This is a genomic window from Acaryochloris sp. IP29b_bin.148 (assembly GCF_028285565.1).
Classification (GTDB): domain Bacteria; phylum Cyanobacteriota; class Cyanobacteriia; order Thermosynechococcales; family Thermosynechococcaceae; genus Acaryochloris.
The window spans coordinates 32,381-52,756 of sequence record NZ_JANQOY010000241.1; the positions used below are offsets into that span (position 1 = coordinate 32,381).

General features: G+C 47.9%; 19 protein-coding genes and 2 pseudogenes. 12 read left to right on the top strand and 9 right to left on the bottom strand.

The features are described 5' to 3' along the window. The first annotated feature begins 35 nt into the window (after positions 1 to 35). Positions 36 to 230: a GGDEF domain-containing protein gene (locus tag Q0986_RS21935; RefSeq protein ID WP_299416030.1), complete on the top strand. Its 195-nt coding sequence runs from the start codon at positions 36 to 38 to the stop codon at positions 228 to 230. On the opposite strand, the gene Q0986_RS21940 is transcribed toward Q0986_RS21935, so the two are convergent. After that, positions 220 to 804, bottom strand: coding sequence for a DUF1997 domain-containing protein (locus Q0986_RS21940; RefSeq protein WP_299416034.1), 585 nt, complete (start codon positions 802 to 804; stop codon positions 220 to 222). The genes Q0986_RS21935 and Q0986_RS21940 overlap by 11 nt on opposite strands. A gap of 120 nt (positions 805 to 924) precedes the next feature. On the opposite strand from Q0986_RS21940, the gene pheA reads away from it, so the two are divergent. Together pheA and Q0986_RS21950 are read left to right on the top strand one after the other, a co-directional pair. Further along, entirely contained in the window at positions 925 to 1,809 is an 885-nt protein-coding gene (gene pheA, locus Q0986_RS21945) for a prephenate dehydratase (protein WP_299416137.1), read from the top strand. A gap of 93 nt (positions 1,810 to 1,902) precedes the next feature. Further along, the gene (locus Q0986_RS21950; RefSeq protein ID WP_299416038.1) at positions 1,903 to 3,249 is read left to right on the top strand and encodes an ATP-binding protein; all 1,347 of its coding nucleotides are present in this window, start codon (positions 1,903 to 1,905) and stop codon (positions 3,247 to 3,249) included. Here the strand turns inward: Q0986_RS21950 and Q0986_RS21955 are convergent. Beyond that, positions 3,223 to 4,152, bottom strand: coding sequence for an FHA domain-containing protein (locus tag Q0986_RS21955; RefSeq protein ID WP_299416041.1), 930 nt, complete (start codon positions 4,150 to 4,152; stop codon positions 3,223 to 3,225). The genes Q0986_RS21950 and Q0986_RS21955 overlap by 27 nt on opposite strands. A 184-nt stretch (positions 4,153 to 4,336) precedes the next feature. Continuing rightward, the gene (gene msrA / locus Q0986_RS21960) at positions 4,337 to 4,936 is read right to left on the bottom strand and encodes a peptide-methionine (S)-S-oxide reductase MsrA (protein WP_299416045.1); all 600 of its coding nucleotides are present in this window, start codon (positions 4,934 to 4,936) and stop codon (positions 4,337 to 4,339) included. Between the two features lie 173 nt (positions 4,937 to 5,109). On the opposite strand from msrA, the gene Q0986_RS21965 reads away from it, so the two are divergent. Then, on the top strand, positions 5,110 to 5,454 hold the full coding sequence (locus Q0986_RS21965; protein ID WP_299416051.1) for a hypothetical protein: 345 nt from the start codon (positions 5,110 to 5,112) through the stop codon (positions 5,452 to 5,454). A 322-nt stretch (positions 5,455 to 5,776) separates the two neighbouring features. On the opposite strand, the gene Q0986_RS21970 is transcribed toward Q0986_RS21965, so the two are convergent. Further along, positions 5,777 to 8,647, bottom strand: a complete 2,871-nt coding sequence (locus tag Q0986_RS21970; protein ID WP_299416054.1) for a filamentous hemagglutinin N-terminal domain-containing protein — start codon at positions 8,645 to 8,647, stop codon at positions 5,777 to 5,779. A 341-nt stretch (positions 8,648 to 8,988) separates the two neighbouring features. Between Q0986_RS21970 and Q0986_RS21975 the strand changes: the two are divergent. Further along, positions 8,989 to 9,794: pseudogene (locus Q0986_RS21975) on the top strand (IS5 family transposase). Between the two features lie 42 nt (positions 9,795 to 9,836). Here the strand turns inward: Q0986_RS21975 and Q0986_RS21980 are convergent. After that, on the bottom strand, positions 9,837 to 10,019 hold the full coding sequence (locus Q0986_RS21980) for a hypothetical protein (protein WP_299416057.1): 183 nt from the start codon (positions 10,017 to 10,019) through the stop codon (positions 9,837 to 9,839). Between the two features lie 22 nt (positions 10,020 to 10,041). Continuing rightward, the gene (locus tag Q0986_RS21985; RefSeq protein ID WP_299416060.1) at positions 10,042 to 10,737 is read right to left on the bottom strand and encodes a diacylglycerol/polyprenol kinase family protein; all 696 of its coding nucleotides are present in this window, start codon (positions 10,735 to 10,737) and stop codon (positions 10,042 to 10,044) included. 299 nt (positions 10,738 to 11,036) lie between these two features. Here Q0986_RS21985 and Q0986_RS21990 point away from each other — a divergent pair, with 299 nt between their 5' ends. Beyond that, positions 11,037 to 11,492: a Spy/CpxP family protein refolding chaperone gene (locus tag Q0986_RS21990; protein WP_299416065.1), complete on the top strand. Its 456-nt coding sequence runs from the start codon at positions 11,037 to 11,039 to the stop codon at positions 11,490 to 11,492. A 175-nt stretch (positions 11,493 to 11,667) separates the two neighbouring features. Here the strand turns inward: Q0986_RS21990 and leuC are convergent, their stop codons facing one another. Beyond that, a complete protein-coding gene (leuC, locus tag Q0986_RS21995) occupies positions 11,668 to 13,083 on the bottom strand; it encodes a 3-isopropylmalate dehydratase large subunit (RefSeq protein WP_299416069.1) in 1,416 nt (471 codons plus the stop codon). Between the two features lie 112 nt (positions 13,084 to 13,195). Here leuC and Q0986_RS22000 point away from each other — a divergent pair, with 112 nt between their 5' ends. From Q0986_RS22000 to Q0986_RS22010, 4 genes and pseudogenes are all read left to right on the top strand, one after another. Continuing rightward, on the top strand, positions 13,196 to 13,537 hold the full coding sequence (locus Q0986_RS22000) for a translation initiation factor (RefSeq protein ID WP_299416072.1): 342 nt from the start codon (positions 13,196 to 13,198) through the stop codon (positions 13,535 to 13,537). A 68-nt stretch (positions 13,538 to 13,605) separates the two neighbouring features. Beyond that, a pseudogene (locus tag Q0986_RS23105) lies at positions 13,606 to 13,797 on the top strand (hypothetical protein); the annotation flags it as partial. A 364-nt stretch (positions 13,798 to 14,161) separates the two neighbouring features. Beyond that, the gene (locus Q0986_RS22005) at positions 14,162 to 14,863 is read left to right on the top strand and encodes a glutathione S-transferase family protein (protein WP_299416075.1); all 702 of its coding nucleotides are present in this window, start codon (positions 14,162 to 14,164) and stop codon (positions 14,861 to 14,863) included. 59 nt (positions 14,864 to 14,922) lie between these two features. Further along, positions 14,923 to 15,864: a HEAT repeat domain-containing protein gene (locus Q0986_RS22010; RefSeq protein ID WP_299416078.1), complete on the top strand. Its 942-nt coding sequence runs from the start codon at positions 14,923 to 14,925 to the stop codon at positions 15,862 to 15,864. A gap of 102 nt (positions 15,865 to 15,966) precedes the next feature. Here the strand turns inward: Q0986_RS22010 and Q0986_RS22015 are convergent, their stop codons facing one another. Both Q0986_RS22015 and Q0986_RS22020 read right to left on the bottom strand, forming a co-directional pair. Then, positions 15,967 to 16,263, bottom strand: coding sequence for a hypothetical protein (locus tag Q0986_RS22015; protein ID WP_299416081.1), 297 nt, complete (start codon positions 16,261 to 16,263; stop codon positions 15,967 to 15,969). A gap of 195 nt (positions 16,264 to 16,458) precedes the next feature. Then, on the bottom strand, positions 16,459 to 18,750 hold the full coding sequence (locus Q0986_RS22020) for a TerB N-terminal domain-containing protein (protein ID WP_299416085.1): 2,292 nt from the start codon (positions 18,748 to 18,750) through the stop codon (positions 16,459 to 16,461). Positions 18,751 to 18,909: 159 nt separating this feature from the next. Between Q0986_RS22020 and Q0986_RS22025 the strand changes: the two genes are divergently transcribed. Together Q0986_RS22025 and Q0986_RS22030 are read left to right on the top strand one after the other, a co-directional pair. Further along, positions 18,910 to 19,347, top strand: coding sequence for an NfeD family protein (locus Q0986_RS22025; RefSeq protein WP_299416089.1), 438 nt, complete (start codon positions 18,910 to 18,912; stop codon positions 19,345 to 19,347). Positions 19,348 to 19,388: 41 nt separating this feature from the next. Next, positions 19,389 to 20,342, top strand: a complete 954-nt coding sequence (locus Q0986_RS22030) for an SPFH domain-containing protein (RefSeq protein ID WP_299416093.1) — start codon at positions 19,389 to 19,391, stop codon at positions 20,340 to 20,342. The last annotated feature ends 34 nt before the right edge of the window (positions 20,343 to 20,376 follow it).

Here is a 20,376-nt window from a genome sequence, read left to right on the forward strand (position 1 = left end):
ACTTATAAAAAACTACAATTACACTTCTAATCATCTTGTCTGAAAACTATGCGATTCCGCACCTACACGCATCGCGCGTCACGCTAAGTTTGGGTGTGGCAACGGTCACCCCAAATGCACCGTATTCAGAGATAGACCTTCTAGCAGCGGCGGATAAAGCTCTTTACCCTGCGAAACAGCACGGACGTAACCAGGTCAGGTCTCGCACCCTACAGGCGGTTAATAGGTAGAAGGATTGGCAGATAACCCTTGTGCTGCATCCACCGTGGATAGCTTCGAGGTGCCAGCCCATTGTAAATAGTCATTGACAAGCTGGTGACCCAGACGCTGTTTAAAGGTTAAAAAGATACCCTGGAGAATGCGCTGACCCGCAGCTTCTAAGATCGGCTGTGGCGTCATCCAAAACAGCGGCGGTAGCTCCACATTGACGCTCACATCACCTTTGCCCATCAGCTGGCTAGGGCCTTCTACCGCCAGAGGATAGAGTTTCCCATGCAAGGTGAGATCAAAGCGATTGTTAATATACTCAATTCCGCGAATTTCACACCCCACCGACTGCAAATGAACGGTCCCATTAGGTTCAGTCCAGACCTTCAAATCGACAACAGGCTGAAAACTAAGGGTCATAAATTCCCGTGGCCGCATCGTCAGGCGAAAGCACTCCTCTGACAGACGCTCAACTCGAGTTCGATCGGTGAGCGCATAAACGAGTCGCTGAGGCTGACGTAAATAGTGCTGAATCGGCACCGAGGCTTCAGGAACTGTGATCAGAACGGAGTGAGAGGCTGCAAAGTTAAGTTGCATAAACGAGAATATAACAGAACTGTTAAGGTAATTTTACATTTCTTTGGCTACTTCGTGGGGAGATTGGGTCCGTGAACCTCAACAAACCCAGATAAACTATGAGTACGTTCAGGGATGTCTATGCCGCTAACCATTGCCCATCTAGGGCCTGCAGGAACTTATGCTGAGCAAGCTGCACTAGCTTATGCCGATTGGTACAGCCAACGTACGCAGCAGGCTACCCCCCTTCTCTGTCCCTGTCCCAGCATCGCGCAAGCGCTACAATCCACCGCTGCAGGCCACACCCAAATCGCCGTCTCACCCGTCGAGAATTCAATTGAAGGCAGTGTTTCCGTTACCCTCGATACCCTATGGCAATTGGACATCTTGCAGATCCAACAGGCACTCGTACTCCCGATTGAGCATGTGCTGATTGCTCAGGGGAAAACCTTACAGACGATTCAGGCGGTGTACTCCCATCCGCAACCCTTGGGGCAATGTCAGGCTTGGTTAAAGCAAACCCTACCCCAAGCAACGTTAGTGCCTACGACCTCAACCACGGATGCCCTGCAATATCTAGATGAGGAAGGAACCATTGCTGCGATCGCATCTGAACATGCGGCCCAACTCTACCAACTGCCGATTTTGCAGCGATCGATTCAAGATCATCCCGATAACTGCACTCGGTTTTGGATGGTGAGTCGCAAGGACTCCCAGCTCCACATCAGTGTCCCGCAAAATAGCCCCATCTATACGTCCTTGGCGTTTAGTCTGCCTGCAAATGTTCCTGGAGCCTTGTTGCAGCCACTCAAAATTTTTAATGATCGGCATATCAATCTCAGTCGGATTGAATCTCGTCCGAGTAAGCGGTCTCTGGGAGAATATGTGTTTTTTGTCGATGCTGAAGCCGCCCTAGACACCCGCTTTTTTCAGTCGGCCTTGGATGAATTGGCATCCCATACGGAGGTTCTCAAAGTTTTCGGTAGCTATCCCCTCCTCCAAATGGATGAATCCTCGACCGTTTGACCTTGGATTCCGAAAGCTTCAGCTCTAAGGTCTAACCGTTAGCCTGACCGGGTGCCATACACTGAAGCAGTACTTCCTCTCTGCTATGTGCTGATGCCTTCTTCTCCTGGCTATCTATGGGTTCATGCTTTACGACAACAGGCTGCCTCTTTACTGCTCTACTCATCTGTTTTAGAGAATCAAGTGGGTCAAACCTTAAACACTATGTTGGCTGCGATGGCTGAAGGCCGGTCGGAGACCATCGCCCCCTCAGACTCGCAAGAGGTCACCGATCCATCTTTGCTCCTTGACGTCCTCCCAGCCTATGGGGATTTGTTTACAGCGCTGGCCGCTCGCCAGCAAAGTTGGCAGCAGTTTGTGGTGCAGGCGGTCTTGGAGGCGGACAACCCCTTTACCCAAGGGGTTCAACGTCAGCCTCTGGAGGACCTTCCTCCAGAACTCTTAGACGCTGCTCGCCATGATTTACAAGTGCTGCAAGATCTCTGGCAATGGAACGGAGATGGACTGGTTGAAGCCATTCAAGAACTGGGGGGTCCCACACTCCCTCCATTAGCGGGGTCAACTCCTCTTAGAAATGCTCTGCAAGGCACCCTCTTCACAGGGTATGACAACTGGGCAGAGGCCCTTCCGGCCCTAGCAAACTATCACCGACAGTTTGGCTGTGGTCAGATGGCTCAGTACCGAGCCTTTAGTTGGTCGGCAGGACAGCTACAAGGATATCCTTATCCCGATGGGATAGCGATGGATGAACTGGTGGGCTATGAAGATCAGCGCGATCAGCTGATCAAAAATACGGAAGCGCTGTTGCTCGGTTATCCCGCCCTTAATATTTTGCTCTACGGCAGCCGAGGGGCAGGAAAGTCGGCCATGATTAAAGCGTTATTACCCCTCTATGGCAATCGCGGCCTGCGCTTGATTGAAATCCGCAAGTCCGTCTTGATTGAGCTACCTCAAGTCTTGGCGCACCTGCAAAACTGCGCCCAAAAGTTTATTATTTTTGTCGATGATTTGTCCTTTGAAGAAGATGAAGAAAGTTATAAGGCTCTCAAAGTGGTCTTGGAAGGCAATATTGCCGCTAGGCCAAAAAATGTCATTGTCTATGCCACCTCTAACCGACGGCATTTGATTCGGGAATTCTTTGAGGATCGGCCTCGGCCCAGCCAGGGAGATGAGATCCATGCTTGGGATACGGTGCAAGAAAAGCTGTCTTTAAGCGATCGCTTTGGCCTCACCCTAACCTTTGAGCCTGCCAATCAAGACACCTATTTGCGCATGGTATTTCATCTGGCTCGGCGGTCCAATCTCGATCTGGCTCCAGAAGAACTCAAATTTCGAGCTTTGCAGTGGGCCACTCGGCACAATGGCCGTTCCGGTCGCACCGCTCGTCAATTTATTGATTTCTTGCAGGCAGAGCTAGCGCTGAGTGCTGATTTGGGTTGAATCTACTAAGTCTGTACTTTGGTGGGCCGGATCGGCACCTGGCGATGCGGGAGGGGGCACTTTGGCTAGGGGGGTGAGACCCTCCACTGCTGCTAGCAGTTGTTCAAAGGACTTTAAAGCGGTAAATAGTTTGTCTTGGCGGGGCGTGCTGCCGAGGATATTCATGACCCCATTCACCTGCACCACAATTCCAGCCACATTGTCTAATAATTTGGGTTCTCGAAAAGCAGGAAACCAATTTAAACAGCCCGCCTGCGTGGCCTTTTGTCGTTCAGGTACGAGAATTTGGCGTTCCTGACTGTTGGTGACAAGGATTTTGAGTTGGGGAAACGTCTGGGCGCACCACGTACAGAGTGCATAGGTTTGATCGCCAAAAATATGAGTGTCCAGCACCAGCAGTTTGGGCAGGGCGGCTGCGGCCACTTTGCGAGGTAAATAGGCTTTCAAATCAATGTCAGCCGATTCCCAGAAGCTATCTATGGCTTGCGATCGCAAAATCGCTTGCCAGATTTTCCCTTGCAGTGCATCGGCTTGCAGGAGTAAAACAGGCGCTTGCGTATCGGAACCACCCCCGGTGGAACGGTGAGCCACGCTATCTTGAAAAATCAACCGAGTATCGCCAATTTTGATCTGATCGCCATGCTGGAGTAAAGTTGGTTGCTTAATCGATCGGCCTTTGAGTCTGGAGCCGTTGCGACTATTCAGATCCACATAACAGTAATGATCATTCTGGAGGCTGACCAGTTTGGCATGCTGGCGTGATGCACAGCGATCGCTCAGCACCACATCGTTGCTGGGATGGCGTCCTAAGGCGTATTCTGATCCAGACTGTAGCTCAATATGCTTGCTGCTACTCTCGGCCTGGATTAGCAATTGGGGAATATCTAGAATAGTTGCAACCACACTCAATTCAGTCCTTGTACTCAACCAACACCTGCTCTTAGTATGGCCAAGTTGATTGCCCGACTGAACGTTTCAGCAGAATTAACTGCTTGAAGGGGGACCGATCAATCGATAAAAGAGCTGACACAGACCGTTTACAGCATTGAGCCGGGGACTTAACAACACCTCGTAGAGAACCATCAATTTACTCGCCCCAAAGCTTGGTTAAGCGCTGATCACGACCACAGCTATATCGATAAAAGCGATACCGATTGGCATTGGTTTGGTAATAGTTTTGATGATAGTCTTCCGCAGGATAGAAGGTCTCAGCCGCTACAATTTCTGTGACCACAGGGGTGGCAAACTGTCCCGACCCCTCTAATTGAGCCTTGGATTGTTCTGCCAATGTTTTCTGTTGGTCGGAGTGATAGAAAATATTGGTGCGGTATTGATCGCCGCGATCGCAAAATTGTCCCCCAGCATCCAAGGGGTCTACATTGTGCCAAAACGTCTCTAGCAGCGTTTCATAGTTGACTTTGCTCGGGTCATATTCCACCTGTACAGATTCGGCATGGCCGGTTTTCCCGGACGATACTTCTTTATAGGTGGGATTTAATTTTTGACCGCCGGTATACCCTGAGGTGGTGGAAACGACGCCGTCAAGGATATCAAAGGGCTTTTCCATACACCAGAAACAGCCACCTGCAAAGGTTGCCTTGGCTAATTCCTGGGCTTGAGCGGCCATACTCACGGGACCTAGCCAGGTGAATAGAGTCAGGATTGCGATCGCCAACCAACGCTTCATACTTTTTTCGCTACCATTACTTTCGTCTTGCTCTCTATATCCTACGCAGAACTGGCCAACGCCACACGCAAAGTTCAGAAAAGGAGGGTACTTTACATATCTGAGATGCTAAGAAGCTGAATTCATGGAAGAATCTTAGCGGCCCCTGTATCTCGATAGCACTACACCCACTGATGGAAGAACTGGAACAAGAATTAGAAACGCTCAGGCAAGAAAATACCCTCCTCCAAGGTCTAATGACCGGAGGATATGCCTATTTTTTGCACCACTTTATGGTGGGGCATCAGAGCCAAATGGGATTAACTGCTGATGCCTGCGAAAAAATAGTGATCGATGCCCTGAAGCGAGTTCTATCGACTCAGAATCGGTTTGACTGTGAATATCTCAGCGAAATTGAAGCGATTCTCAATCAAATGACCACAGTTGTGCCGATCGAACCCTATTTACAACAAATACCCTCTACTGATGACTTACATCCGCCAACGGGTGAGGATTCATCCCCCCAAGATAGCCCGTGATACCCCATAGCCTTGAGAGGCTGCTTGAGAAATTAGTAAAGCTCTCAAGGAGAGTGATTAAAAGCAGAGGAAACGCTGATATACCGTCTTTAGAGCAACATTCATTAGGCAAGGATTGAGACGACGGGAAAAACCCCAAAACCCCGACTATGTCACTAATCAAAGCAATCTTTCTTCAATGTAAGTTGCCGGGAGGCTGGAAGTCTCCCTTTACATGATTTTCCACGGTTTTAATCGCTCTCGACCAAGAGTTGGGTTGTGAATCCTGGCTACCATCCATGCTGTTAAAACTCTGAATGTAAGTGATGTTAAGCTAAGGACGCTAGCAAGTTGCGGCTGCGGGTTGGGGACTGTGTGCAGGATGAGGTACACGCGCGGACAGATAAATCCGACCTTGAGAGTCTTTAATCCAACCTGTTGCTTCCACAATTTTGGGCGATGAAGTTGGCAGAGAAGATATAGAGTAGGGATCCACAGTGTTTGGTGCTTGCAGGTTGTAAGTGCGGAGGTCTTGCCAGATGTTATTGGGAGTTCGGGTTCCGTGAGGGCCGGGAGGGAGACCACCGCGACCAACGTGGACAAAGGTGCTGCCGCCAAGAGCTTGACCAGGTCGGCAACCTTGGGCAACTTCTTGACGAGGTTCTACAACTTCTGATTGTTCAGTTAAATTATCCGTTGGATCTGTTTCAGGAGTACTGACTATTACACTTCCATTCAATTGTGGATTGTTTTGAGATATAGCGGTTATATCACTAAAGATTGTATTTTGTTCTCGTACTCTTAGCCCAACTATTCCATCAGTAAAAAGTCTAATTTGTCCACCTTTTCCTCCAAAAGAGTTTGCAGTAATATCACTATTCTCTGTTGGTGCTGCAACGATAAAATCTGCCTTTATATCGATATTACCGCCTGTAGCATCATCCAAAGAAGTAGTCGATATATTACTTCCATTACGTAGCAGAATAAAATTTTCAATCGAAAGAGAGATATTACCACCAATATTGTTATTGGAATTAGCAGATATAGTACCACTATCTAAAAATAAATTACTCGAGCCCAAAAATATACTACCACCTGGTCCAGTTCCTTCACTATTAACCGATATTTTTGCACCGTCTTTTATTAAAACTATTCTAGGATCAATAGTAATACTGCCACCTGGGCCAGTAGAACCAACGGCTGTATTTGCAAATAAACCACTACTATGACCTTCAACTAATATTGAATCTTGTACTTCTAGATCAATATTCCCAGCAGATTGACGACCATTAGTTGTCGTAACGAATTTTCCCTCTTTTTGTACGGTTAAATCTCTAGCTTTGACGAAGATATTACCACCCTGTGCATCTCCTCCAGTATTTGCGAATAAACCACTCTCTTGACCACTAATTCGAATTGACTCTACAGCAGAGACATTGATGTTACCTGCATTCCCAAAACCTAATGATGAGGTTAATATTTTGCCTCCTTTGGAAACATCAACTGATTTAGCAAGTACGGTAAGATTACCTCCATTTCCCAGATTCAATGCAGGCGCAGAGATCTCAGCTCCATCTTCAACAATAAATGCATTCGTCTTAATCAGAATTGATCCAGCATCACCACTACCAAATGATCCTGAATTTATTAGACTGGGAAACCGACCATCTCGTCTTACTCCAGAAAGTTGAACAGATTCGGAAGTAGAAATAGTTATATCTCCACCTTTCCCAGATGAGAAGGTACTAACTGTTATACCTCCTCCTTCTCGAAGAAATAAATTTTTCGCATTAAGTGTTAGAGCAGAAGCATTTTTATTAGTATTTGTAGCTGCAGTAAGAAAACTTGTAGCTGCACCACTTTTTGTTGACCCAAAGATTTCTACATTTCCAGAAGCAGAAATAGTTAATTTTCCGCCTTGCCCTTTATCTGAACCAGTTGAAATGAAACCTCCATTTATGAGATTTAAATTCTCAGTACTGATTTCAATATTTCCTCCTTGTCCTCCATCGAGTGTAAGCGGTGTACGAGAACGAATTGCACTGGAGACTGATGCATCTATAAGAAAATCTCTTGTAATAGGGTTATTGAAGGGAATCTGATCTTGGACTAAATCAATAATAGGTGCTTCTCCAGAAATATTCATAGATTCCAAAATATTTATTGATATATCACCTGCAGCTCCTAAGCTATCAGTGGCAGTTGTAATATCAGCTCCATCATGGATATTTAGTGTCTTCGCATCAATCTTAATAGAGGCAGAACGGCCAGTCCCTAGCGTTGATGAAAGAATGCTTGTCTTTTGTGGAATGAGAAAACCAAACCTCTTGAAACGTGTGTCTAGTGGACTATTAAGATTTGTGTTACCTAGTAATGATAAAGACTCTGATGCATTCACAATAATTTCCCCTCCTTTACCAGGCCCGAAAGTCAAAGATTGAATTCTTCCTCCTTCTTTAAGGGAAATATTTCTTCCAAAGACTTGAATATCACCTCCTTTTTTTCCACTAACATCTGAAATCGATAAATTTGAGATATAAATATCTTCAAAATTTAATACATTATCAAAATTAAAAATTAAATCAAATGGGAATGAGTGATTTTGAGAGAATGAGATTTTATTATCATAATCAACAGAAGCTAATACTATCTGTCCATCAGGAGCTATTAAATTACCACCTTCAAGCTTTAATGTTTTTCCGATCAAGCTAATAGTTCGGCTTGGTATAACAGATAAGCCTTCTAAAGATTGATTTTGTATACTAGCTGATTCCAATGAAAATAATAGTTCAATAGGATTACGTATCGCTAACAGTGGTTCTATATTTTTTTTTGAAGAACTATATATATATCCATCATTAAATTTAATACCATCAGCTGTTGTAGCTAAGAAGCTTCCCCCTATATCAAGACTAGAATTTGGGCCAAATATAATACCATTAGGGTTTATCAAGAATAAATTTGCTGTACCATTTGATCGAATTTTTCCATCAATATTTGAACTTGATTTTCCTGTAACTCTTGCAAATATATTAATAATTGAATTCTTGTTATTAAAATAGATAACTTCATTTCTTTTACTATTTAATGAAGAAAAGCTATGAAATAGATCGACACCTATTTGACTGCCGCCATCAATAGTAGTTATTGATCCCGTTTTGCTAGTAATAGTTGTATTCTTAAGAGTGCTATCAGGAATTATTTGTGCAGACACAGAGCAAGATTATGTAAACAAAATACAGCAAGAAATTATTTTTAAAGCAAACGGAAAGACAAGGTTTTTTGAGCTTTTAGTAGTACAGATTTTGAAAGGCATATTTCTAGAAAAAACAATATATTATTAATCGATCAAAAACTACATGACTCCAATAATACATATTTTACTTTCATGAATTCTGTTGACTTAAGCTTATATTATGAATATTAATAATTTCCAACTTAGACAGCACCTAAAAACTACTGTAATGATTCAGATGTCAGAGACTGTTTGAAAAGTCAGGGAAGGTCTCAAGAAAGTAATGTGTCTGTAGAATTTCCGACAGGATCTTGAGAGCAATGTCTACAGCTTACGATAGCGGCCTAACCGCAGGGCAATGGGAATTACTCGAACCCCAGATTCCCGCTGCTAAACCAGGGGGCAGACCTCGAAGCACTGATATGCTCAGTGTGCTGAATGCCATCTTTTATCTTGTGGTTACCGGTTGTCAGTGGCGACAGCTGCCTCATGATTTTCCCTGCTGGTCAACGGTGTACAGCTATTTTCAAACATGGCGCGGTGATGACACTTGGCGTCAAATCAATATCCATCTGCGCATGCAAGTGCGAGTGAGTGAAGACCGTCATCCGAGTCTCAGTGCCGCCATCTGCGATGCTCAATCGGTCAAAGTGGGCAATCCCCGGTGTCACTCCATTGGGTTTGATGGTGGAAAAATTGTCAAAGGCCGCAAACGCCATGTGCTTGTCGATACTTTAGGGTTGATCCTGATGGTTGAAGTGGTCACCGCTGCGAATATCTCTGACCAACGAGGGACCAAAATACTATTTTGGAAAGCTTGACGCCAAGGTGCAAGTCTAGGCCGTCTGGTTCGGCTATGGGCCGATGCGGGCTATCAAGGACGAGCCTTTATGTAAGTGGGTGATGGACCGTTTTCAATATGTCTTAGAAGTAGATCAAACACTCGGATAATCTAGCCGGGTTTCAGGTGGTTCCCAAACGATGGATTGTGGAACGGACTTTTGAATGGTTGTTGTGGTCTCGACGTCTCAATAAAGATTATGAGGTCTTGACCAGAACAGCTGAAGCGCTTGTGTATGTGGCAATGATTCGACTCATGGTTCGAAGGCTAGCGAAGGAGTACTAAAACTTTTCACACAGCCTCTGAGACCTATCAGATCGGTGAATCTTACCGAAGATTTTCTAAAGCTGCCAATAGGCCAGCGATGATGGCGAGCAAGACTAGCCCCCAAATCACAAACCCAGGAAAAAAAGTAACCACCTCTAGCCCGCGGAGGACATAAACTGCGATCGCACCTGATAGAAAAAAGAAAAACCACTTGGCAGCCCAAGACTGGGCAAACTGTCTCACGATGCGTCCTCCCTTGCTAGGTCTATGGTAACCAAAACTCATTCATCACAAAGGCGAGGGCGGCGCTGACCAGCGGCACCGTCAAATTATCGATGCCCCATTTGGAAAAAGCTTCTAACGTCGACACAATTAGCGAAATAGACACCGCACTGATCCAAGTGGCCATTCCATGACCCTGAGTAATCGACAAAATGTCATAGATAATAACGCTACTGACCGCCACCATACTCAAAGACCCTTCCCAGCTTTTGTTCATCCCCCAGGCTTGGTAAGGGTGCCGGCCAAAACGCTGGCCAATCAGGGCCGCTAAGCCATCTCCCCAGGTCATCGTTAAAATGCCAATCGCTGCATATTGAGGCAGCTTTAAGGGCCAAAACCAGGCAATTAAAATACCAATGCTCAAGGCATAAAAAAAGGTGCCTAAGCTCTTGCGACCCACACCACTTACACTGGCCAGAATCGGATAGCGGTAAGACAACAAGGTAACAATACTAAAAATGACCGAAGCAGCAATGCCGACCCAGGTGGGTATATCCAGCCACCAAGCCAACAAGATGACGTTGCCTGTGCCAATATGAACCACTTTACGCGTGATTTCAGGATCAGTTGTGATCAGTCGCTTCAGGAGTTCAGCACTTCCGATCACAATTCCTAGCCATATGCCCACCAGCAAGAGTTGTGCGGTAATGGAACTCGGAGGGTTCAGCAATGCAAACACAGCTAAAACAATAACCCACTGTACTTTTGGCCAATGACCTTTACTGTAGTGGATTCTGCTAGCCCTGGGAAGCCAACTCACAGAGGGCAGAGACAACGGCGGCCCTCGTTGGCGGGGTAGGAATCGTCTAAAAACACATCCATCATCCACCTTCTAGTCCAAAAGAACTACCAAAAAGTAGTACCGACTGGAGCCATAGTTAAGACCTTAGATCCTGGTATCCCCCTCCATGGATTGAATATGCTGTAAACATCAAGTCAAGCCTTCACATCTATTCAATCAGGAGCCACAATCCACCTATGAAATTTCGTTCTTCCACTCTTGTCGCCGCCGCTATTCTTCTACCTACAGTCGGTTTGATCAGCCTTAATCTATCTTCTCAGGCACAGTCTAATCCCAACCAATCAACCGTGCTGGCACAACGCAGCCAACGGAGTCCTGAAGAAAAGGCTGCTAAGCGGCAGGAAAAAGCCGCAAAATTTAAAGAGGCCTTAGGTTTATCAGAAACTCAAGCAACGCAAATCGAAGCGATTCGTGAATCCTACCGCCCCCAGAAGGAGGCCCTACGAGAGGAAGGTAGAGCCCTACGAGAGGGAGATGCCAGTGAAGAGGAGCGCCAAGCGCTGCGAGCGAAGCGTCAAGAATTACGTCAACAGATGTATAACGACATCAAAGCTGAGCTGACACCCGAGCAAGTCCAGAAATTGGAAGAACTCAAAGCCCAGCGAAAAGGGCAGAAGCGCGGTCGTCGCTAAACGGGTTGAGCGGCCTGCACTAACATCAATCCTACTTTTCACCTTTTACTCCCACTGAACGCCGATAACTCCGAGGTCTAATCGATTTCTGAAGCATCGGCGTTTTTCTCTGTGGCCCGCCAGCATCGGTCCCAGTTCTGGCCTCAGGCAAAGCTTGCGATCGCAACCGTTAGAGCTAGGCACTTACCTTAGACAGTTGGCGGACATCCGCAACCTCACCTTTAATGGCAGCGGCGACTACCATCGCTGGACTCATCAGCAAGGTTCGTCCAGAGGCGGATCCCTGTCGTCCTTTAAAATTCCGATTCGACGAGGAGGCACTCAACTGCCGTCCTTGAAGCTTATCGGGATTCATCGCCAAACACATGGAACATCCCGGCTCTCGCCATTCAAAGCCAGCTTGTTTAAAAATATGATGTAATCCTTCCAATTCAGCCTGCTGTTTGACTTGCTCTGACCCTGGCACTACAAATGCTTTTACCCCTGTAGCAACCTGGTGGCCTTTGGCAAACTGGGCAGCCTCACGCAGATCACTAATTCTGCCATTGGTACAACTGCCAATAAAACAGACATCCACCTTGGTCCCCTGAATGGGTTGGCCTGGCTGCAAATCCATATATTGATAGGCTTCTGAGGCAATAGGCTGATCGGCATCTGTAAAGTGGTCAAGGCCAGGAATGGCCTCATCAATGCCAATGCCCTGTCCCGGCGTAATGCCCCAAGTAACGGTGGGTGAAATATCCTGGGCATCAAAGACAACCACATCGTCATACACAGCATCGGCATCACTGCGAATACTCTGCCACCATTCCACCGCTCGATCCCACTCTGCACCGGTAGGGGCTGCTTCCCGCCCTTGGAGATATTCAAAGGTAATGGCGTCTGGATTCACGTAACCACAGCGCGCCCCGCCTTCAATGGACATATTACATACGGTCATCCGCTCATCCATGGTCATTTGCTCAAAGGTGGTGCCCGCAAATTCATAGGCATAGCCCACGCCACCTTTCACTCCCAGCGTGCGGATGATATGTAGAATGACGTCTTTAGCATAGACTCCAGGCGGCAAAGTCCCGTTGACTTCTACTTTGCGGACTTTCAATTTAGAGAGGGATAAGGTTTGAGAAGCGAGAACGTCTCGAACTTGGCTGGTGCCAATACCAAATGCGATCGCACCAAACGCACCATGCGTCGAGGTATGACTATCTCCGCAAGCAATCGTCATCCCCGGTTGCGTTAATCCTTGCTCAGGGGCAATCACATGCACAATCCCTTGTTTACCGGAACCCAGGTGATGGAAGGTAATATGGTGGTCTTGGCAGCTCTGTTCCAAGGCTTGCATCATTTCTTCGGCCAAGGCATCGGCAAAGGGGCGAGCCTGATTTTCAGTGGGGACGATGTGATCCACGGTGGCGACCGTTCGTTGGGGATAAAGCACGGTTAACCTTCGCTCTTTGAGCATGGCAAAGGCTTGCGGACTAGTCACTTCATGAATCAGGTGTAATCCAATAAACAACTGTGTCTGACCAGAAGGAAGTACACCGACCGTGTGTAAGTCCCAAACTTTATCAAACAGCGTGCCTTGGCTCATGATGGAGATAATTAATGGTACAGTTGGACTCCAATTTTATCTCAATTCTTGAAAGGGGTTGAGAGTGATCCTCTCGTATCTTTGGGTATGCACTTTAGAACAGGTAAGTTCAATGGGTAAAAAACAGCGACCTCAATCGGATCGTCGAGTGTATCGAGAATTTGGCCATGCCCCGCAACCTGATACCACCTCTCGACCCGACCCACCTGCTGCTCAACAAACTCTGAAGATCGAAGTCTCTCGCAAGGGTCGTAAGGGGAAAACCGTCACTATGATCAGTGGCTTTCAGGCGAAACCAGAGACCTTAGCAACACTGACCAAAAAACTGAAGGCCCAGTGCGGTGCAGGCGGCACGCTCAAAGACAAGAGTATTGAAGTCCAAGGAGATCACCGCCAAAAGCTGGCAGACTACCTGCAAAAGCAAGGCTATCCGGTCAAATTTGTGGGGGGCTAAGGCAAGGTTTGCGGCCCGGAGGATCGTAGTCGAGGCGGTCATCTCCACAAGAGGATAGTGATGGCGTTAAAAGCCTAGGCTATGTCTCTTCTAGAACAAACAGGAAAGGTAGTTTCCTAGAGACGGATCTAGTCGTTTCTCCTGCTCAAGGTGAACCGCTTGGATTGTTCCTCATTGAGGCAATAAATGATGGCAGTCCTGGTCTTGTCTCTACAACAGACGGTATGCCTGAAATGATTCATCAACTAAAAAATGGATGAGTGTTAGATCCTTTCAAACCCTGAACCGTTAGCCGATTTAATGTATCGCTTGCTCTCATAGCCTCAACTGTTCAACCAGAGGTCAATGGATACACGACATCGTGTCACAGCAGCGTTGAATTGGACCGTGGTTATGACCAACAGGTTAAGCGTTGTTCAACAGATAGAGGGACTTGCTTTAAAAACAGTATTTATGTACTATCATACTAATCATTGAATCATAATCCATACCCTGTGTGCCATGCAGTCGTGAGGTGTTAGACACTGCAAGATCGGGAAGCGTCAACTCTGTGCTCCAGCAGTAAAATGACTGTCTCAAGAACTGATGCCGATTGCTGGTCCTATCGTCATTGAAGGAGATTTCATGCTGACCCTTTACCAGTTTGAGCCTGTTTGGGGCTTGCCGAATGCGAGTCCCTTCTGTATGAAGTTAGAAACTTATTTCCGCATGACGGGTTTGGCCTATCAAACACATAGTAGTGACGATGTACTGCGTAAGGCTCCCAAAGGTAAGCTACCTTACATTGAAGATAACGGTCAGATTATTGCTGACTCTAATCTCATTCTCGAATATCTTAAAACCACCTATGGTGACCCCCTGGATCAGCACTTAAGCCCCCCTGATACTGCGATCGCCTTAGCGATGCGACGGCTGCTTGAAGAGAATCTATATTGGGCGCTGGTCTATAGCCGCTGGGTTGACCCCAAAAACTGGCCCCAGACCAAAGCAGTCTATTTTTCAGATTTGCCACCGATTTTGAGAACCATCGTCTCTAAAATTGCCCTCAACCAGGTGACCCAAAACCTCAAAGGCCACGGTATGGGTCGGCATACTGCCAGCGAAATATATCAGATTGCCACCTTAGACTTGCAAGCCCTCTCAGATTTCCTCCAAGATAAACGCTATTTTATGGGTTCTCAGCCGACGACCCTGGATGCTTCAGCCTATAGTGTGTTGGCCAATATTCTCAATGACACGTTGGTGTCCCCCTTGCGAGATCAAGCCCTACAATTGCAAAACCTCGTTGCCTATTGCGATCGCATGCATCAGGCTTACTACGCTTAAGGTTGGCTAGATTGCCATCATGCAACCCAGTGCTCGTTTAGTACCCAACCCTGGAGACCATGGCTAAGTCACCTCCCTTAGAACAGACTCAAATTCTCCTAGCTGAGTTGCGGGACGCTCCCATAACCCCTGAGACAGGGGAGCAGTGGCGACAGGTGCTTCAGAGTCCTCATGCCTCAGTGATTACCCAAGCTGCAAAGATCTTAGGCCAACGAGCGCTCACGGACTTCAATGCAGACTTAGCCGCCACCTTTACCCGGCTGATGCAAAAGCCTGTCAAACGTGACCCCAACTGCCTAGCCAAGGCTACGATCGCCGACACGCTGTACCGTCTGGAATCCCACAATGCCGCCCTATTCTTACAAGGCATTCGTCATGTGCAACAAGAACCCGTATGGGGGGGAACCGTGGATACTGCGGCGACCTTACGCGGCAACTGTGCCTTAGGGTTGGTGCGCATGCATTATCCCAACGTGATCACAGAGCTAGCAGATTTACTCGCCGATCCAGAACAGCCAGCCCGGATAGTGGCAGCCAGAGCCATTGCCTATAGTCAAGACCCCCAGGGAATACCGTTGCTACGACTCAGAGCCAAAATGGGAGACGAACCCCAGGTCTTGTCGGAATATTTGGCTGCGCTGCTGAAGTTGGCTCCACAAGCTTCCTTAGCCTTTGTCGCAGCGTTTCTCCAAGATACCAATCAACAGGTACAAGAACTGGTGGCCCTGGTCTTAGGGGAGTCCAGGCAGCCGGAAGCATTAGACAGCCTGATTACTTGGTGGCATAGCATTCAGGATCCAGAACTCAGCGTGACGGGACTGCTTGCGATCGCAATGCTCCGAACCGATGAGGCCTTGCAGTTTTTGTTGGACCTCGTGGCGGAGGGGAGTGAACACACCGCCCAAGATGCGATCAAAGCCCTCGAAATTTATCGCCAAGATTATGATCTCTGGCAGCGGGTCTGTGAAGTTCAAGATCACCGTAATAGTCAGCGAGAATGAGTGGGTGAGCACATGCCTGATGACTAGATGCTGGTCACGAATATGCTACACATTCAGCTACCGAGACGGAGCTGAGTACTTCTGGATGACTAACAATTTCGGTCAGAGCATCCTGTTTTGGATAATTTTTAAGATTATAAAAAATATGGAACCTGTTGCCAGGTAAGTCAGTATGACTAAGGAAGTAGGAGGATTATTCTCAAAGCCCGAAAGATAGGCTACAAGAAGAAAGGCAAAACTAACAATCAGCCAGACAATCAAAAATGAGATGGCTATCAGCAGCGGTAAAACTTGTTTGGCACTGATCGCTGTAACTGCCATATACACAGGTAAGATGACATTCCCCATAAGCGAGATCAGCACCACAATCACTCCTATCCAATAGGCGAGCAAGGACATCGTTGATGATTTGGTGCGACGAATTACTCTGGACATGATTAGAGATGAGTTACTGGCAACTGTCAACACAACCGATTGTTATATGATCCCTCAAAAGAAATTCATCTCTAAACAAGATACGAAACTCCCTGATCACAGCAATCTAATTCTAAATATTTAGAAAGCAAAAAATAAATATCTAGCTTATTTCTAGAATCATGTTTGGAAGGATGTGTTAGCCAAAAGCTCTTGCAAAACCTCTGGATTGATATCAATGGGATCTTCTCCTTCGGTGAGCGGTTCATCACAGTGGTCAAAGGCCGCTTCATTAATAATTTCTAGAGCACCATCCACCAGTAAGCCTAACTCGGCGACGATCGGTTCTAGATCCTGTCGTGGCCATGCCGCTTGTTGGCTAAGACGCTGCAAAAATTGCGAGTGAACCCGATCCAGTCCAGCAATGCCTTGTACAACGTCTGAGGTTGGCAGCGGATGAGCATCATCTTCGATAAACACATCGGCTAAGAGGGCAGATACGGTTGCCGATTCATTGACTTTGGCGGCAATCAGATCTGGATTGAGCTGTAGTTCATTGATAGTTGTGGGGCTAGGTTGAGGGGGAGACTGGCCAGACAGTTCATCTGGGGCTGGTGCGGCAGCGGGCGTTGTCCCCAGCGTCATATCGTGAATATGATGAAAGACCGTTTGCGGATCGAGGTCCAATAAAGTGTAGAGCTTGCTGAGAATACTGATTTCTTGGGGATTGATGTCGCCATCCACAGCAGCCAAGTGAATCAGAAATGGGGCGATGGCCTGTTTCCGTTCGGGCGAGAGGCGCTGCAATTTCGTCTTGAGACCGCGTGTACTGAGTTTGCTGGCCAGTAATCCTTGTAAATGCGCCTGCAGCCGAACCCGTTCACTCTCTTGCACATACGGTGTTGAGGCCAGATAGTCCTGTAAGCGCTGTTGCTCCGCTACCGTGACCTCACCATCCGCCGCTGCTACGAGTACTGATAGATGCAGCAACAGGGTAGCCACGATGTATTTGGGCGACGGCTCAGTTGGGATGCGATCAAAGAGCCGGAACAGAACAATGGGGGAGTGGGCATTGGGAGGTTTGCCGCCCATCCGGACATCCGGTTCAAGGCCGATTCCCAATCGTGCTAGATAGTCAGCTAACACCGTGGCCTCTGCTTTCGTGAGTTTCTCGATGGGGGCCTCCTGCCACCGTTGCAAGAGATCTTGCCCTGTGATCACGACCCTTTCATGAACGACTAAGCAAGTGGTGACCCAGTCGCCAAAGGCTTTAGCAACCGGATCCGCAAACTCAGCCATGATTGAGGGGGGCAATAGTAAGAGGGCGTCGTAACTCCCTCGGCTATTAGCATTCCGTCCCAGCCAGCGACTATAGCCATCCAGAGCCTGGGTGCCAGTCTCTAATAACGGTATCAACTGCTCCAAGCTAGATTCAGGATGCTTGAGGCAGGGGATATCGGGCAAACTCAAGGTCACCGGCCCGCCAAAGGACACGCTCGCAGGCTGATAGGTTGCGGTGGTCGGCAACCACTGATCCTCGTCTGGTTCCAGCGATAGGCCCGTGCCAAAAGCTTGTTCATACTCGCGTTGAAACCAATAGCGCCATTCTGGAAAACATCGTATGGCAGGCGTTCGTAGCTTGGGTGACTGATGCATGGCCCAGGCCAAGGCCCAATCTGCTGGCAGGGGGACCTGCATTGCGGCGACAGAGCCTAAAACCACAGCCAAGCTCAAGGGAATAGCCTGAGGTTCAAAGGTCCACGGCGGCGATAAAGCCGTGATCTGCTCAGGCACCAGTAGACGACAAATCTCTAGAAATTGCTGGGCTTCCTCACCAAAAGCGGCGTGCTCACCATAAAGGGTTTGCAAGCGTTCAACCTCGGCCATAATGGTGCGCAACTCGGGCAGGATCTGCCGCCGAGACCGACGGAGATCTCTCAGCACCCGGCGCTCCAAGCCGTAAAAGAATAAATAGACATAATCAATGGGCGCTTGTGGGTGAGAGCGCCCGGTGGCCAACCACTCCAGATAAGCGGCACGACTGGCCGAGGGAATTTCGCTATAGGAGGGCCACTGACTTACCCACTGACCGGTGCGATCGGGCTTGGCTTCATCTAGTTTCAGTTGGGGCCGAATTAAGCATGGTTCGATGCTGACATGGGAACTGATACCCGCTAACGTCTCGCCCACATAGATCAACCCTGACAGTGAGTAACGGCCAATGTGGATCGTTTGATCTGCTGGAATCCAGGTGGTACGGGCTGGAGAGGAAGGTGCTGGCAGAGTAGCCGTCGGCGAAGCGGGGGATGGCGTGCTCACGGCAGAGGAAGCCTCTACCGAGGGTGGCTCTGTTGTGGGCTGGTGAGGCTCAGTCGGAGGGGCTATTGCGGTTGTAGCGTCAGAGGGGGGCGATGGTTGGACCTTAGAGCTTTTAGGCTCCAGTACGCGTTTTAACCAGTGAACAATCCCCATTGCGATCGCATGTAAAGAATTAGTTGGACGTGTTTCAGTTTCGCTCTAATTTAGCGCCTTCAAGTATAAATTGCCTAGACAAGCATCTGAGCAGGAGGTTCCTGGGTATACTTCTGATCAAGTATTCGCCTCCTAGAACATCGGATAAGGAATCGCTTGATGTGGTTGTGGCTGGGATTAGGAATCGCGTTTTGCCTGATGGAGGTACTGACGCCCACTGCTTTAGTGGAACTGATGATGGGCATCAGTGCCTTTGTGGTTGCTGCCATTGCGTTGGTGGTGCCGCAGTTCTATCTGCAGGCTTTGCTGTGGCTCCTGCTATCCGTGGTCTTGATTGGGTTGGTCCGTAAGTTTGTCCCCCGCAAAACCGCCAGAATCTTAAAAGCAGAGGTAGAAGCGGAAACGTTAACTCAGATTCCGGCAGGGCAGACGGGTCGGGTGATCTATGAAGGTAGTTCGTGGCAGGCCCGCTGTGAAGATGACACCCTGACCATTGATAGCCACACTAAAGTTTACGTTGTCGGCCGCAAAGGAACGACGCTGTTTGTCATTCCGACTGAATTTGGGGACAGTCTGACCTTTGAATCGAAATCATAAACCATCTTGAATTGTAAACAGAACTCGTTGGGGGTAGAACAATGGAGCAATTTCTATTTTTTGTCATGGTCGCTTTGGGTGGATCAGGTGTAGCTAGCTCCGTCCGCATTGTCAATCAGGGGAATGCGGCACTGGTTGAGAACCTAGGAAGTTACAAGAAACGGCTCGATCCAGGCTTAAATTTTATCGTGCCGGTATTAGACAAAGTCGTCTACAAAGACACTTTAAGGCTTAAAGTACTCGATATTGACCCTCAGTCCTGCATTACCTGCGATAACGTTGCCATTACGGTTGATGCCGTTGTTTACTGGCAAATTATCGATATGGAAAAGGCATACTACAAGGTGGAGAATCTCTCGTCTGCGATGGTCAATCTGGTACAAACCCAAATTCGGGCCGAGATGGGGAAATTAGAGCTAGATGAAACCTTTACGGCTCGGACTCAAATCAGTGAGATTTTGCTGCAAGAGCTGGATAGCGCCACGGATCCCTGGGGAGTCAAAGTCACGCGGGTAGAACTGCGAGATATTACGCCGTCTCAAGCGGTTCAAGATTCAATGGAACTCCAAATGGCAGCTGAACGCAAAAAACGAGCCGCGATTCTAACCTCCGAGGGTGAAAAAGAAGCGGCGGTTAACTCAGCTCGTGGCTCAGCCGAAGCCCAAGTTTTGGCGGCGGAAGCCCGCAAGAAATCTGCCATTTTAGAAGCAGAAGCAGAGCAGCAGTCTATTGTGCTGAGAGCCCAGGGCGAACGTCAAGATAGCGTTTTGCGAGCCCATGCCACTGCTGAAGCCTTACAAATCGTCACACAAGCGCTCAAACAAGATTCGAAGGCAGAGCAAGCCTTACAGTTTTTGTTAGCCCAGAACTATATGGATATGGGCACCTCCATTGGCGAGAGCAATAGCAGCAAGGTGATGTTTATGGATCCTCGTTCTGTCCCTGCGTCTATTGAGGGAATTCGCTCGATCATTGATGAGTCAGGTCCAGCGTAAATTTACAGTTGGCATCTGAATAGAGATTGCCTAC

Excerpts from the sequence above, each read along its gene's own strand:
- Q0986_RS22015 (WP_299416081.1), bottom strand. The coding sequence starts at position 16,263 with ATGTCCTTGCTCGCCTATTGGATAGGAGTGATTGTGGTGCTGATCTCG.
- Q0986_RS22005 (WP_299416075.1), top strand. The coding sequence starts at position 14,162 with ATGCTGACCCTTTACCAGTTTGAGCCTGTTTGGGGCTTGCCGAATGCG.
- Q0986_RS21990 (WP_299416065.1), top strand. The coding sequence starts at position 11,037 with ATGAAATTTCGTTCTTCCACTCTTGTCGCCGCCGCTATTCTTCTACCT.
- Q0986_RS22030 (WP_299416093.1), top strand. The coding sequence starts at position 19,389 with ATGGAGCAATTTCTATTTTTTGTCATGGTCGCTTTGGGTGGATCAGGT.
- Q0986_RS21950 (WP_299416038.1), top strand. The coding sequence starts at position 1,903 with ATGCCTTCTTCTCCTGGCTATCTATGGGTTCATGCTTTACGACAACAG.
- msrA (WP_299416045.1), bottom strand. The coding sequence starts at position 4,936 with ATGAAGCGTTGGTTGGCGATCGCAATCCTGACTCTATTCACCTGGCTA.
- Q0986_RS22000 (WP_299416072.1), top strand. The coding sequence starts at position 13,196 with ATGGGTAAAAAACAGCGACCTCAATCGGATCGTCGAGTGTATCGAGAA.
- pheA (WP_299416137.1), top strand. The coding sequence starts at position 925 with ATGCCGCTAACCATTGCCCATCTAGGGCCTGCAGGAACTTATGCTGAG.
- leuC (WP_299416069.1), bottom strand. The coding sequence starts at position 13,083 with ATGAGCCAAGGCACGCTGTTTGATAAAGTTTGGGACTTACACACGGTC.
- Q0986_RS22020 (WP_299416085.1), bottom strand. The coding sequence starts at position 18,750 with ATGGGGATTGTTCACTGGTTAAAACGCGTACTGGAGCCTAAAAGCTCT.
- Q0986_RS22010 (WP_299416078.1), top strand. The coding sequence starts at position 14,923 with ATGGCTAAGTCACCTCCCTTAGAACAGACTCAAATTCTCCTAGCTGAG.
- Q0986_RS21965 (WP_299416051.1), top strand. The coding sequence starts at position 5,110 with ATGGAAGAACTGGAACAAGAATTAGAAACGCTCAGGCAAGAAAATACC.
- Q0986_RS21940 (WP_299416034.1), bottom strand. The coding sequence starts at position 804 with ATGCAACTTAACTTTGCAGCCTCTCACTCCGTTCTGATCACAGTTCCT.
- Q0986_RS22025 (WP_299416089.1), top strand. The coding sequence starts at position 18,910 with ATGTGGTTGTGGCTGGGATTAGGAATCGCGTTTTGCCTGATGGAGGTA.